Below are 13,833 nucleotides of genomic sequence, written 5' to 3' on the forward strand. Positions count from 1 at the left end.
ACACCCACCATGACCTCCTTGCCCTCTCCCGCTCACGCCTTGGCCCAAGCCATGGCCCAACTGCCCTTGATCGCCATCTTGCGCGGTCTCACGCCCGCTGAAGCACCGGCCATCGGTGAGGCGCTGACGAGCAGCGGCTTTGCCATCATTGAGGTGCCCCTCAACTCGCCCGAGCCCTTGCGCAGCATCTCCGCCTTGACCCGGTTGTTTCCGCAAACCTTGATCGGCGCAGGCACCGTGCTGAACGCCCAGCAGGTCCAAGATGTGCATGCAGCCGGTGGCCGACTGGTCGTCGCCCCCAACTTCAACCCCGCTGTCGTGGCCAAAGCACTGGCCCTGAACATGGTGGTGCTGCCGGGTGTGTGCACGCCAACAGAGGCCTTTGCCGCACTGGAAGCGGGGGCGCACGGACTCAAGCTGTTCCCGGCCGAGATGATCTCGCCTGCCACCGTCAAAGCGATGCGCGCCGTGCTGCCCCCCACCGCAGCCTTGATGCCCGTGGGCGGCATCACGCCCGACAACATGGCCGCATACCGTGCCGCAGGGGCCAGCGGCTTCGGTTTGGGTTCGGCCTTGTATGCACCCCAAAAAACCGCGCGACAAGTGCAGGACATGGCCCTTCAATTTGCAAAACACTACCTAAAGTAACAACACCCCTGTAGCGCTGCTTCAAAGATTCCGGCCAGTGGTGCTGTTCATCACTTGCCGATAAAAAAACAAGAAAATGTGGTCCAATTCAAACCGATCGGGAAATAAAACACTGAAACCATTTTGGGCATCGCTGGCGTGTGGTCAACGAGACCATGACCTGCACATGTCTTGTTTTTGGATGCTTTGTGCTCTGTGAACAGTCCAACGTCTTTTAATTTATGCCATCAGCCACTTCCAAAAGAGTCCCCAAAGCCAACGCCAAACAGAAAAACTCACCAGGCACTCCTGTTGAGAAAACTCCAAAGCAAACGACACCGACTTCACGTGCGCTGGCGTCCAAGGCGGTCATCCAACCACGCGCCCTTGCTTCAAAAGCTGCGCCAACACCGCATGCGGCCCCTGAAGAACAGCCTTTTTTTGGACCTGACATTGGCCGGCGCATACGCAATTTGCGTCACATCAAGGGTTTGACCCTGAAAGACTTGGCAGACCGGACCCTTTGCTCCGAGAGCATGCTGTCCAAAGTCGAAAACGGCAAAGCCCAGGTGTCACTGACCTTGCTGCACCGCATTGTTCAAAGCCTTGACATCACCATCACCGCATTGTTCAGCGAATCACAGGCCGATCAGGGCGTGGTGACCAGGGCCAAGGATCGCTCGACTTTTCGCATCGATGCCAATGGCTCTCGACTGGAACGCCTCATCCCCCCCAACCTAGGACATTTGTTGGAGGGCAACTTGCACATCCTAGAGCCGGGTGGCGGCAGTGATGGGATCCTGACCCATGAAGGCGAAGAAGTGGGCTATGTCTTGAACGGCGTTCTTGAACTGATCGTCAGCGGCGTGAAGTATTTACTTCACTCAGGCGATTCCTTTGTCTACCGCTCCGAAGAGCCTCACAGCTATCGCAATCCTGGCAAAGAGACCACACGCGTGCTCTGGGTCAGCACGCCCCCCACGTTCTGAAGCTCCGCTTCTGGCTGACAACAATCGGTCAAAATCAGTGGTTCAGACCTTGAATTTTTCGAGCCAGGGACAAAAGTTGACGATCGCTCAGGCGTCGGCTGACCAATGACAAACCCACCGCTTTGCCATCCAGCACCGCCAGCGGCATGGTGATCTGCGGCAGACCTGCCATCGAGGCAATGCACAGCAAACTCAACGCATGGGTGCGGTCTTCGGCACTGCTGGCGTGGCCTTTTTGCGGGGCCAAGTAAGAGACAGTTGGCATGCAAATCACGGCGTCCTCCAGATACGCATGCACCACCTCTGCATGGCGCATCATGTCGGTTCGGGCAACTTGAGCTTGCCCATCCGCAATGGTGGATGCCCATTCAAACCGCTCCTTGATGCCGGGACCCAGGTGGGGTTTTTGACTGCGAATCCATTCCCCATGCAATGACCAGGCTTCATGCCCTTGAACCATGCGAAAAGCGTCCTGCCATTCGATCAATTGATTCTGCGAAAGCTGGTCGTTGATGACACCCTGAAACAAGCTGGCGATCCGATCCATGAAGGGTTTCAACACGGCATCAAAGCCGGGATGAACCAGCCGCCAGATGTCTTCCGGCAGGGCCAACTTCAAAAGACCGAAATCTGCGTCATTGTGATCCGGCGGCAAAAGGACATCGCCCACACGGGACAAATGATCCAGGGATTTGGACATCCAACCTGGTGTGTCAAAACTGGGCGAAAGTGGAACCACGCCTCGGCTGGACAATGTGCCATGTGAAGGCCTCAAACCCCAAAGGCCACAGAAGCTGGCCGGCAAGCGGATTGACCCTGCCGTGTCGGTTCCGATCGAAAAATCGCTCAGCCCTGCGGCCGCAGCAGATGCGGCACCGGAACTGGAACCGCCGGGGATGCAGTCTGGATTGTGAGGGTTCACAGGTGTTCCATAGTGCGCGTTCTCACCGACCAAGCTGTACGCCAGTTCCTCCGTGATGGTTTTGCCGACGAATCGGGCACCGGCATGGAGAAGGGTCTGGACCAGCGGTGCATGCTCCAGCGGCACGGCATGCGAGGACTGCCAATCGGGGTTGCCTGCACCTGTGGGATGACCTGCAATGTCAAACAGATCCTTGACGGACATGGTCAATCCAGCCAACGGTCCATGCGCCTGCTCTTGGAATGAAAACTCTTGGCCTGGAACAAATGCGTTCCAATGTGTAAGGTCTGTCACCGTCTCTCCTGTGTTCAATGGGTGGACTCAACCAGGGCTTATGCCTTGATCTTGAAAAGCTTCATGGCGTTGCCGCCCTTGATCAAACGTCGATCTTCTGCACTCAAGTGGCTGACGCCATCGATCAACTGGACTGGCTTGTCTTCTCCCATATCGAATGGGTAATCGGTGCCCAGGAGAATGCGCTGTGCACCATAGCGGTCAACAAGATGGCCCAGGATTTGTGAATCATGGGTGATGGTGTCGAAGTAAATTTTTTCCAGATAACTCGAAGGCTTTTTCTTGATCACAGTGCGGGCATCTGCACGGGCCTTCCAGGCGTGGTCCATGCGTGCCCAATAGCTCGCGATGTAGCCACCGCCATGCGAAGCCAGAATCTTCAATTTGGGATAACGGGCCAGAACGCCATCAAAAATCAAATGTCCCAAAGCCAAACTGGTTTCAAGGGGGTTGCCCATCACGTTGTTGAAGTAATGCTCCACAAACCGCTCACCTTGCGAAAAACCCATGGGATGGAGAAAAAGAACAATGCCCATGCTCTCGGCTTTGGCAAAAAACTTTTCCAGCTTCAAGTCAGGATCGGTCAGATTTTTGCCATTCACGTTCGTACAGATTTCAACCCCACGAAGACCCAGGGTGTTCACGGCATATTCCAACTCCTGGATGGCCAGCTCCACATCCTGCAAAGGGATCGTCCCCATGCCGACAAAACGATCGGGGCGTTGCGCAACCACCATCGCAATGCTTTCGTTGATGTCGCGGGATATCTGAGCACCCAGCACAGGCTCGGTGTAGTAAAAGTATTGAATGGGTGCCGGGGAGATCACCTGAACATCAATCCCCATCTTGTCCATGTCCTTGAGCCTGACCTCTACCTGGTTGAATTTGGCCCCACGCTCCTGAATCTGCTTCATGTTCACTTGACGTGACAACTCGGTCGCATAGACAGCCGTGGCATCGTGCTTGGCAGGTTGTAAATGAGCGTATTTAGCGCCAACAACCGGACTGAGGTAATGGCAATGCACGTCCACCACCTTCGCGGGTGACGCACGCTTGAGCGCCTTGCCAGGCAGCGAATCAGACGAGGCCCCGCGCTTGGCGAGCCCCACTGAAGTTGCCGCCAGTTGCTGCGAGGAAAACAGCCCCGACGCGGCACCATTGGCTGAATGACGGTGCGCAGGGTTTTGACAAGAAGATGAGCAGGTAAAAAACATGGTTCAACCAGTCTTTGAAGGATAAAAAAAGAGCCAACACGACATCCAGACTTGCGCCTCGGCCGATTCAAAAGAACATGAAGTCATACAGGCAAGCCCCTATTCATGATCCAAAATACATTGCATCAATCGCTCGGGGGTCAATGGCAAGTGCCGTGCACGAACACCAATGGCTCTGTACAAGGCATTGCCAACAGCGGCAGGAACGGGGCCCGCTGCCACCTCACCGCTGCCCAGGCTGGGGCTATCGGGACGATCGATCACATGGACTTCGACCTCGGGAATTTCGCTGAACGCGATGATGGGGTATTGGTCCCAGGTCCGAGAAGTGATGCCGCCAGCGTCCCAGGTCACCTGTTCCTTGAGCGTCCAGCTCAAAGATTGAACGATGCCGCCCTCAATTTGATTGATCAAACCATCCGGATTGACCACAAGGCCGACATCCACCACAGCCCAAATCTTTTCTACCGTGATTTTTTCTTCAACACGAATCCGGGCAGCCACCGCACAGTAACCCGCCGCATTTTTGTAACGTCCGAAGCCCAAACCCAAACCATGCAGGCCATCAGGCGCCTCTTGATGCCGCCAACCACAAACCGCAGCGAGCTTTTCAAGAACGGCCACTGCACGAGGATCGTTCAGATGCTGCAAACGAAAATCCAACGGATCGACCGATAACTTCTCTGCCATTTCATCCATGAAGGACTCAATGGCGAACAAGTTGACGTACGAGCCCAAACTGCGCAATGCCGATGTTCGCAAGGTCGAAGCGGGTATGAAGCCATAGTGGACTTCCTGGTGTGCAAAGTCATACAAGGCCACCGCATTGCGATGCCCTCCACCGGCCGGCAAGGGCAAATCAACAGGGACCGGTTTCTCTGACCTGTCCTCAATTTGCCACGCACCCAACAAATTCACACCTGCCCCACCGGGACGTGCCAAATGGGAATGGCTCCACACCGTCAGATTCCAATCCGAAATCTGTCCAGCCGAATTCACACCCGCTTTGATGTTGACCAGACCGGGCGCACCCAAAGGTGAGGCGGTCATTTCATCCTCACGCGTCCACTGCATGCGAATGGGCACGCCCAATGTGAATGCAACAAAAGCCGCATCAAAGGCCACATCGTCAGCACCGTTGTGGCCGTAGCATCCTGCACCGTGCCGGTGAAATACCTGAACCGCATCCATCGGCAACTGAAATGCCTTGGCCAAATCGGCACGCAGCGGAAAAACACCTTGCGTGTGCGACCAAACCGACATCCGCCCTTCCACCCACTGGGCCAATGCACAGGAGGGTCCAATCGACGCATGGGCGATGTAGGGACGGGAATACCTCGCCTCGTGCAACCGACTCGATTCTTGTCGCACACCTTGTTGATGAACGGTTTTGGCCTCATCCGCCAAGCTCAGCAAGAGGGCTTCTGTGTCCAAATCCGTTGGAAGCGGCGTGACCAATGAAAACCGGACAAACGACCTGGCTTTGTCCATCGCTTTGACCAATTGAGCCTCGTCGGCACCCACAACCGCCAAAAAGTCACGGGAATGCACCACATGCTGAACACCAGGCAGTTGGGCAATTGCCGGCACATCGACACCCTCAATGACCGACTCACCCAAGGGACCCCGGATCATTCTGGCGTGCAACATGCCAGGCAATTCGACATCGTGGATAAAGCCTGCACCCGCCAGCTTCTGCGCAAAGTCTGGCCTTGCCACACTTTGTCCGACCCATCTGCGAGGCGCCATTTGCGTGGACAGACCAATGGTCTGCACCAAATCCACCCGATGCAACAAGGACCAATAACTGCATGTCCTGTCAGTCTCTGTGCAGGAAAAAATCCCCCTCTCGAGCTCGAGATTTTCAACCGGAACAGCCAACTCAAGCGCGGCAGCTTGCATGAAAATCTGACGGGCAAACAAGCATGCCATGCTGACCGCCTGACCGCCCTGATCGACAGACTGACTGCCTGCTGTCTGGCCCTCATCAGGGCCCTGAAGTGTATTGCCCCCCTCGAATTCAAGTTGATCCGGGTCCACACCCAGCGCATCACAAGCAATTTGTTGGAGCGCTATTTGAACCCCTTGGCCCAATTCCACCTTGCCCGAATGCAAGGTGATGATTTGCGGCCTGTCCAACGACAACCAAAGATGCAGACTGGGATTTTTGACAATGCCTGGCGGCACAGGAATCTGTGACATCTCGGACCCTTTAACCAAACGCTGGTTTTTGCATGGCAGCGATCCGCTGCTGGGCCAAATCCACCGCCTTGAAAATTCTGGTGTGCGCGCCACAACGACACAGATGGCGATCCAAAACGCGGATGACCGTTTCTCGATCGGGCGTTGGGTTTTCACGGAACATCAGCACCAATGAAACCAAAATGCCATTGGTGCAATAGCCGCATTGAGCCGCCTGAAGTTCGATGAACGACTGATGCACCACAGAACCTATGGGACTGGCCATCAAGTGCTCGACCGTCTCTACAGCTTGCTGATCAGCCGACCACAAGGGGGTATCGCAGGACTGGACTGGTTTTCCGTTCAAGCCCACCGTGCACGCACCACACTGACCACTTCCGCAACCGAAGCGAACACTTTTGCAATCGAGTTGCTGGCGCAAAACGTAAAGAAGCGGCGTTTGCTCAGCCACTGCAACCGTTTGCCATTCACCGTTCAAATGTATTTTGGTCAAGTTATGAAACCCGATTGGTCAAAGCAAAACACCGCACTGGGGTCCAGGACGTTTGCTTGCAGATGCCTTGGTATGGCAGCATTCAGACCTCTGGTTTGGCCAAGAAAGCCCCATGGGGCAAGGACTTTAGAAAGTGGTGAATGACAGCGCTGTCACGGTCACCATGACCGGCCTGGTACGCCAATGTATAAATTGCACGGGCTTGATCAAAGACCGGCGACGGCGCGCCAGCATCCTTCACAAAGTCTGAGATGATGCCCATGTCCTTTTGCCAAAGATGCATCGACATCATGGGCGAGTAATCTTCAGCGGCCATGCGAGGACCTCTGATTTGCCACATCTTCGATTGCCCTGCACTGTCCCCGATTGCCGCCAGCACAAGGTCCAAATTCAGATGGGCTCGCTCGGCCAGTATCAAGGCCTCAGCAGTCGCTGCATTGTGAATGGCCACCAAATAATTGGCGACCATTTTCAGCTTCATGCCATTGCCAAATGCACCCAAATAGAACTGTGCCCTTGAAAAGCCGTCCAAGACACCCCTGACTTGTTTGAAAGCCGCATGGGGCCCACTGGCGTAGACCACCAGGTCTTTGGTCTGCGCTTGCGACCCGGTGCCAGACAAAGGGCAATCGAGCATGACCATGCGAGCGGGGCTCAGAAGTCGCCGTGCTGCCATTTTTTCTTGGATGGGCAACGTGCTTGTTTCAATCAACACCAATTTGCGGGGTTCCGTCTCGGCCAGCGAGCGACACACCGACATCAACGCTGGTGTCGATGGCAATGACGACACCAGCACATCCACACTCGCGGCCAAATCCTCAACAGAGCGACAAACGGTGCCACGGACCGCCTTGAACATTTTTTTGCGCGTGGCATCGATGTCGTAACCATGCACCACAAAACCTGCACGCATGAGGTTCTGAGCCATGGCAAGACCCATCACGCCCAATCCAATGACGCCCACTTTTTTCATCCGGGACAGATCCTCACCGCACTGTGGGTCATCATGGCATGCACGAGGGTGGTACCGCCTGGTGCCACGACGTGACGCCCTGAAATGCATGCCCAAACTTCAGCAATTTGCCTTCATCAAAAGCCCGTCCGACCAATTGAAAAGCGACCGGCATGTCTTTCACAAATCCAGCAGGCACACTCAGAGCGGGCAAGCCCAGATAATTGATGGCGCGGTTGCAATGCGTGATGGTGGCAATTTTCTTCGAGATAACACCCCAGTCGCCCTGCGTGGTTTCTGCGATGCTGGGAACCGGAACGGGTATTGTTGGCAGCAAAGCAGCATCGGCATCTTGCAGCGTCATACCCACCCACTTCAGTGCCCACGATGCCCTGGCGTTCATGGCTTCGTAATAATCGATACCGGTGAAATCAAATCCTGGCATGAAACGCGCCAGCACTTGCTCTGCGTAATCCTGGCGACGCGTCTGAATCCAGTGCTTGTGAAGCGATGCAGCCTCCACCGTCAGAACAATCGACATCAAACGATTGATCACAGCCATGTCTGGCGGTTCAGTTCGGATGATGTCAGCACCCAGGTCTTTGAAAACACGCTCGGCCTCTTGCATGGCGGCTGCCACGCCCTCATCCAAATGCTCTCGGTAGTAGCCACCGGGCACTGCGATTTTCATCCCTCGCACATCACCTGCGAGCAGCGCCTCGTAATCGGGCACGGCATTGTGGCTGCTGGAGGTGTCCATCGGGTCATGCCCTGCCATGACCTTCAACAATCGCGCGCAATCGCGTGCGCTTCTGGCCAACGGACCAACGCAATCGAGCGATTTGGACAGGGGCATCACCCCAAATGCGCTGACCCTGGACCAGCTGGGCTTGAGGCCTGTAACACCGCACATCGCCGAAGGATGGCGAATCGATCCCCCGGTATCGGTTCCAAGGGAAGCACAAGTCAGCCGGGCAGCGACAGCGGCACCGGAACCACTGGAAGAGCCTCCGGGGCAATCATCGGTATTCCAAGGATTGCGAACATGACCGTAATGCAAATTGAACCCAGTTGGACTCATGGCAAATTCGGCCATGTGCAAAAGCCCAAGGTCAACGGCGCCGGCCTCGTCCAGACGGGTCAAGGCCGTTGAGGTCACATCGGGGATGAAATCTTTGGTGATGATGGAGCCATCATTGGTTTTTCGACCTTGTCGATAAAACAACTCCTTGTGTGCCATGGGCACCCCATGCAACGCCCCCAGAGTCTGACCTTTGGATCGCAGCACATCGGCCCTGCGCGCGGCATCCAATGCGCTGTCAGCCTGAAGCGAAGCCACACAATTGAACTTTGGACCCAGCTTCTGGAGGCGGTCCAAGGCGATTTGCGTCAGTTGTTCAGAGCTGACCTCACCACGCGCAATGGCGCTGGCCGCTTCACACACACCCAAATTCGCAAGTTGATCGGTCATGGCTGTTTCATGCGGGAATTAACGAACACCCAGGAATCGCTGCATGGTGTCCCGGTCATTCATCAACTCATCGGCCAAGCAGTGGTGGACGATTTCCCCCGTCTCCATCAGGTAAACCTCGTGGGCCACCGACAAGGCACTGTAAAGATTTTGTTCCACCAACAAAATACCCAAACCTGTTTTGCCCAACTCGGCAACGATCTCTTCCAGGTGCTGAACCATGACAGGTGCGAGCCCTTCGGTGGGTTCATCCATCAGCAACAGTTCAGGATCTGTCATCAGCGCTCTGGCCACGGCCAACATTTGTCTTTCGCCGCCGGAGAGCTGGGTGCCCAAGTTATTTTTTCGTTCCTCCAGGCGAGGGAACAGCTCGTACATCTTCTTGATCGTCCATTTGCTGTCCGGATTTGTGGAGGCAAAAACCGTCAAGTGCTCGGTGACCGTGAGCGAAGCAAAAAGACGTCGCCCTTGCGGCACAAATCCGATGCGTTTGGATGCGATCACATGGGGACTGAGTCCCACCAGCTCATGGCCATCGTATTTGACACTGCCTTTGCTGATGCGGGGTGGGTTCAGGCCCATGATGGAACGAATCAGCGTGGTTTTACCCATTCCGTTGCGCCCCAGCAAAGCCACGACCTTGCCTTTGGGCACTTTCATGTTGACGCCACGCAAGATGTGGGCGTCACCGTAGTAACTGTGCAGATCGTTGATTTCAAGCATGACGTGGCTTTCCCAAATAAACCTCTTGCACCTTTTCATCGACGCGAATCTCGTCAGGTGTTCCACCTGTGAGCACTTGGCCGAAATGCAGGCATGTGACGTAATCCACCAAACCCAAGGCCAGATCCATGTCGTGCTCGATCAAGATGAGCGTGAGGTCTCTGGGCAGGGCATTGATGACATCGGCCATCTTGACCCGCTCTGCGGGTGACAAGCCTGCAGCGGGCTCGTCCAACAACAGCAACTTTGGTTTTTGCACCAAAGCCATGGCCATTTCCAATTGCCGCTGCTCACCATACGACATGGTTTTGACCTCGGTATTGCGCTGTCCTACCAACTGCGCGTTTTCAAGCGCCATCTCGATCGCTTCTTTTTCCGAGGGATTGGGCTGACCGCTGCCAAACAGCGCAAATTTTCGATTCGACAGGCCGCACACGGCAAGACGAATGTTCTCCTGCACCGACAACTGCGGAAACAAATTCGTGATCTGAAAAGTCCGCGAAATTCCCAGACTCGCCCGCCTGTTGGTCGTATAGCGGGTCATGTCAACCCCGTCAAAATGCACCGTTCCACTGGAAATCGGAACCACACCGGCAATTGCATTGAACAATGTGGTTTTACCAGCACCGTTGGGGCCAATGATGGCTCTCCTTTGGCCAGCAGGCACCGACAAGGTCACACCGTCTACAGCCCGCAAGGCACCGAAGGTGACACTCACGTTTTGAAGAGAAAGAATGGAATTCGTCACAAAAATATCCCTTGATGGCCAGTGCGCCTGAGGGTGGCTCAGACACACTGGCAGGCGTGCTTCAATGGTTGTAGATCAAATGGTCAGGACTTTTTGATACCCTGGAACTCACGGCTGTATGAAGGCTGCTTCATGTAAACCTCAGGGTCGTATTTGCCGAACTGGGACACGCCTGGATAGACCTCAATTGGCACGTTCCAAAACTTGCCATCAGGACGCGCACGGGTCTCACGGATGAAAACATCGTAGACCGGGTTGCCGTACTTATCGAGTTTGACGGGTCGACCCAGTGGAGAGTTGGTCAATTCGGTTGACTTGACCGCATTGAGGAAGGCCGTCTTGTCCTCGACACGGCCGTTGATTTTCTTGATCGCTTCGGCAATCCACATGGCACCCGAGAAGTGTGAAAAGCCATAGATGGAAGGCAGCTTTCCAAAAGCCTCCGAGTATTCGGCGACGAATTTCTTGGTGGCCGCATTGTCTGAACCTTCGGCAAAGTGAGCAGATGAAATGATGCCGCCAGCCTCAGCACCGAGTGTGCGAATGACCGACTGGTCTGTCAGGTTCATGGCGCCATATATGGGCAATTTGCCCTGAAGGCCAAAATTCTGGAACTGCTTGATGAAGCGGTTGGCATCCGCGCCGGTTTCCATCACAAAAACAGCATCTGCGCCCGCGTTTCTGATCTGCGCCAAATAGGGGCTGAAGTCAGCCGTGTTGATGGGATGCCAGAACTGCTGAATGACCTGACCGCCCAACTCGGTGAATGTTTGGCAAAAACCACCGCACTGCTCATGGCCGAAGGTGTAGTCCTGGGAAATCGTCACGATCTTGCGGACTTTTTTCACGTTGTAGGCGTATTCAGCCAATGGCCGAGGCATCTGGCTGGCGGAATAACCGGCCACACGGACGATGTTGGGCACCGCTTTACGCTGGGTCAAATCGTCTGCCGCCACAACTGGGATGAAGTACGGTGTTCCGCTTGAACGGGCATATTCCGAAATGGCCAAACCGGTGTTGGCCAGAACACTGCCCATCAGGAAGTGCACATTGCGCTGCTCCACCAAGCGACGCGATTTTTGCAAAGCCATGTCGGGGTTGGAGCCATCGTCCTCAATCACGATCTCAACCTGGCGGCCCGTCAAAGTCAATCCGTTTTGCTTCCAGTACAGCTCAAAGCCCTCCACCAGTTCTTTGCCGCCGGCAGCCAACACTCCGGTCAGCGGTGACAACAAACCAATGCGGATGGGCCCCGTTTGGGCTTGGGCGGTATTGAACCAAGGCGCTGCGCCAGCAGCCATTGTCAAACCGACAGATTGGATGAAATTTCTACGTTCCATGATGCACTCCTGATTAATGAAAAAACAAAGGAAAAACAACTACGGCTCACTCACTTCTTCTCACGCGACTTGATGAAATTACGGACAGCACCCAAGACGCCGGTTGGCGCAAAGATCATCGTGAAGATGAACATGAAGCCCAGCACCATCAACCAACGCTCGGTGTACAAACTGACAAAATTCTCAAGGGAAATGACCAAGATGGCTCCAATGATGGCGCCAAACAAAGTGCCCACACCGCCCACAATGGCCATCAACAAGCCCTCGACGGATTGCGCCAGCGCCACGGTGGAGGGGCTGACGAAGCTGTTGAAGAAGGCATACAAGGCGCCCGCAATGCCAGCAAAGAATCCGGACACCACAAAACCGATGAACAAGTGCAAAGGCACGTTGTATCCCAAGGTCCGCATGCGAGACTCGCTGTCACGAATCCCCTTCAAAGTCAGACCGAAGGGGGAATTGACAAACTTCCACATGCTGAAGGTCACCACCGCAAAGCAGGCGGCCACAAAGTAGTAAAGATTTTGTTTGTTGAGCAACCACTCAGGTGCCACGCTGCCACGGATACCGTTTTCACCACCGGTGACAGATGTCCAACGCAGACAAACACCCCAGACGATCATGCCCAGCGCCAGCGTCAGCAAGATGAAATACACCCCGGAGGTTCTGATCGCCAACGCGGCAAAAATCATGGAAATGACCATGGCCGCCAAGATGCCGAACAAAGCACCCAACCAAACTGAACCCCCGATCACGGTGACGTAGTGGAGGACCACGTAGGTGGCCACGCCAAAGATGGCGCCATGACACAAGGAGGTTCTTCCCGTGAAACCCGCCATGACGTCCACCGACATGGCCAACATGGCGAAAATCAGGATTTCAGTTGCAATGCTGGTTTTGTAACCTGGCAAAAGCGTGGGGATGAGTGACAGCACAATCAGACCGAGTACGGCGTACAGCGCTTGTTTTTTATTGACCAACATTTAAGCCACCTTTCCGAAGAGACCCAAAGGCCTGAATGCCAAGAGAATGGCCATGGGACCAAAAATCACGAAATAAGCCAATTCAGGAAACCAGACTTGTCCAAAAGTGGACAGCATGCCCACCAGCAAACTGCCCACAGCCGCGCCGATCAAGCTGCCGCGTCCACCGATGATCACAACGGCCAGGCTGTAAACCAGAATTTCAGAGTCGGCGGTGGGGTACAGCGTCAAAAATGCCCCGCCCATCACACCGCCCAGGCCAGCGAGTGCGGCGCCGAGCATGAAGGTGTAAATGAACACCCGGCGAATGTCCACACCCATGGCAGAGACTGTTTCAGCATCGTCCACGCCTGCGCGGATCAAAGCACCGAGCCGGGTTTTCGTGATCAACAGGCTCAAACAAATGAAAATCACGATCCCAACCAAGAGGACAAACAATCGGTATATGGGGTAGACGACGTTGCCAAATTCTGCCGGGCCATCGAGGAATGCAGGCACCTGAATGCTGAAGGTATCGCCGCCCCACAAGACCAAGGCCAGGTCGTTGAGGACAAAGGCCACGCCCAGTGTCAGCAGCACCTGTCTGAGTTCGACACCGCGCACAAACCTCAGAAGACCAAAGTCAATGATGAGACCGATCAGCGCAATGCCCACAGCCGCGCCAATGGCGCCCAAGAAAAAATTCCCAGTGAGATTGGCCACCGTCAACCCCAAGTACCCGCCAAACAGGTAAAGGGCTCCGTGGGCCAGATTCACAATCCGCATGAGGCCAAAGATCAGGGTAAAGCCGCTGGCCACGACGAACAGCAAAGCCGCGAATGTTGCTCCATTGAGGAGCTGAAATATCGTCATTGACACGGTAAATTCATCCTTTA

The 13,833-nt window shown here is 55.0% G+C and carries 13 protein-coding genes and 1 pseudogene; 2 read left to right on the forward strand and 12 right to left on the reverse strand.

Features of this window, described 5'->3' with window-relative positions:
- The first annotated feature begins 9 nt into the window (after window positions 1-9).
- Window positions 10-648 (forward strand): 2-dehydro-3-deoxy-6-phosphogalactonate aldolase, encoded by a 639-nt coding sequence (locus LHAB_RS13955; protein ID WP_090047367.1) that lies wholly within the window; start codon window positions 10-12, stop codon window positions 646-648.
- 443 nt (window positions 649-1,091) lie between these two features.
- Complete coding sequence (locus LHAB_RS14785) at window positions 1,092-1,616, forward strand: helix-turn-helix domain-containing protein (RefSeq protein ID WP_255349696.1); 525 nt, start codon at window positions 1,092-1,094, stop codon at window positions 1,614-1,616.
- Between the two features lie 34 nt (window positions 1,617-1,650).
- Here LHAB_RS14785 and LHAB_RS13965 read toward each other — a convergent pair whose 3' ends face one another.
- The 12 genes and pseudogenes from LHAB_RS13965 to LHAB_RS14015 form a co-directional block, all read right to left on the reverse strand.
- The gene (locus LHAB_RS13965; RefSeq protein ID WP_194943189.1) at window positions 1,651-2,832 is read right to left on the reverse strand and encodes an amidase; all 1,182 of its coding nucleotides are present in this window, start codon (window positions 2,830-2,832) and stop codon (window positions 1,651-1,653) included.
- 38 nt (window positions 2,833-2,870) lie between these two features.
- Window positions 2,871-3,941 carry an amidohydrolase family protein gene (locus LHAB_RS13970; RefSeq protein WP_194943190.1) on the reverse strand — a complete coding sequence of 357 codons (1,071 nt, stop codon included), beginning with the start codon at window positions 3,939-3,941 and terminating at the stop codon, window positions 2,871-2,873.
- A gap of 204 nt (window positions 3,942-4,145) precedes the next feature.
- Window positions 4,146-5,696, reverse strand: coding sequence for a xanthine dehydrogenase family protein molybdopterin-binding subunit (locus tag LHAB_RS13975; protein WP_228763438.1), 1,551 nt, complete (start codon window positions 5,694-5,696; stop codon window positions 4,146-4,148).
- 198 nt (window positions 5,697-5,894) lie between these two features.
- Window positions 5,895-6,248 (reverse strand): annotated as a pseudogene (locus tag LHAB_RS14850) (molybdopterin cofactor-binding domain-containing protein); the annotation flags it as partial.
- Between the two features lie 10 nt (window positions 6,249-6,258).
- Complete coding sequence (locus LHAB_RS13980; protein WP_090047377.1) at window positions 6,259-6,741, reverse strand: (2Fe-2S)-binding protein; 483 nt, start codon at window positions 6,739-6,741, stop codon at window positions 6,259-6,261.
- An 82-nt stretch (window positions 6,742-6,823) separates the two neighbouring features.
- Window positions 6,824-7,804, reverse strand: a complete 981-nt coding sequence (locus LHAB_RS13985) for an NAD(P)-dependent oxidoreductase (RefSeq protein WP_090047379.1) — start codon at window positions 7,802-7,804, stop codon at window positions 6,824-6,826.
- Entirely contained in the window at window positions 7,746-9,164 is a 1,419-nt protein-coding gene (locus tag LHAB_RS13990) for an amidase (RefSeq protein ID WP_090047380.1), read from the reverse strand. The genes LHAB_RS13985 and LHAB_RS13990 overlap by 59 nt, the downstream gene beginning before the upstream one ends.
- Before the next feature lie 18 nt (window positions 9,165-9,182).
- Window positions 9,183-9,887, reverse strand: coding sequence for an ABC transporter ATP-binding protein (locus LHAB_RS13995; RefSeq protein ID WP_090047383.1), 705 nt, complete (start codon window positions 9,885-9,887; stop codon window positions 9,183-9,185).
- Window positions 9,880-10,605 carry an ABC transporter ATP-binding protein gene (locus LHAB_RS14000; protein WP_194943192.1) on the reverse strand — a complete coding sequence of 242 codons (726 nt, stop codon included), beginning with the start codon at window positions 10,603-10,605 and terminating at the stop codon, window positions 9,880-9,882. Before LHAB_RS14000 ends, LHAB_RS13995 begins: the two co-directional genes overlap by 8 nt.
- A 113-nt stretch (window positions 10,606-10,718) precedes the next feature.
- Window positions 10,719-11,975 carry an ABC transporter substrate-binding protein gene (locus LHAB_RS14005; RefSeq protein WP_090047387.1) on the reverse strand — a complete coding sequence of 419 codons (1,257 nt, stop codon included), beginning with the start codon at window positions 11,973-11,975 and terminating at the stop codon, window positions 10,719-10,721.
- Between the two features lie 50 nt (window positions 11,976-12,025).
- Entirely contained in the window at window positions 12,026-12,958 is a 933-nt protein-coding gene (locus LHAB_RS14010) for a branched-chain amino acid ABC transporter permease (RefSeq protein ID WP_090047389.1), read from the reverse strand.
- Window positions 12,959-13,810, reverse strand: coding sequence for a branched-chain amino acid ABC transporter permease (locus LHAB_RS14015; protein ID WP_090047391.1), 852 nt, complete (start codon window positions 13,808-13,810; stop codon window positions 12,959-12,961). It abuts the gene before it with no gap.
- Window positions 13,811-13,833 lie beyond the last annotated feature (23 nt).

The organism is Limnohabitans sp. 2KL-27 (genome assembly GCF_001269345.1).
Classification (GTDB): domain Bacteria; phylum Pseudomonadota; class Gammaproteobacteria; order Burkholderiales; family Burkholderiaceae_C; genus Limnohabitans_A.

What these genes read in the sequence shown, in the direction of transcription:
- LHAB_RS13955 (WP_090047367.1), top strand. Translation starts at nt 10, where the DNA reads ATGACCTCCTTGCCCTCTCCCGCTCACGCCTTGGCCCAAGCCATGGCC.
- LHAB_RS14015 (WP_090047391.1), bottom strand. Translation starts at nt 13,810, where the DNA reads ATGACGATATTTCAGCTCCTCAATGGAGCAACATTCGCGGCTTTGCTG.
- LHAB_RS14010 (WP_090047389.1), bottom strand. Translation starts at nt 12,958, where the DNA reads ATGTTGGTCAATAAAAAACAAGCGCTGTACGCCGTACTCGGTCTGATT.
- LHAB_RS13990 (WP_090047380.1), bottom strand. Translation starts at nt 9,164, where the DNA reads ATGACCGATCAACTTGCGAATTTGGGTGTGTGTGAAGCGGCCAGCGCC.
- LHAB_RS13975 (WP_228763438.1), bottom strand. Translation starts at nt 5,696, where the DNA reads ATGTTGCACGCCAGAATGATCCGGGGTCCCTTGGGTGAGTCGGTCATT.
- LHAB_RS13995 (WP_090047383.1), bottom strand. Translation starts at nt 9,887, where the DNA reads ATGCTTGAAATCAACGATCTGCACAGTTACTACGGTGACGCCCACATC.
- LHAB_RS13985 (WP_090047379.1), bottom strand. Translation starts at nt 7,804, where the DNA reads ATGCATTTCAGGGCGTCACGTCGTGGCACCAGGCGGTACCACCCTCGT.
- LHAB_RS14005 (WP_090047387.1), bottom strand. Translation starts at nt 11,975, where the DNA reads ATGGAACGTAGAAATTTCATCCAATCTGTCGGTTTGACAATGGCTGCT.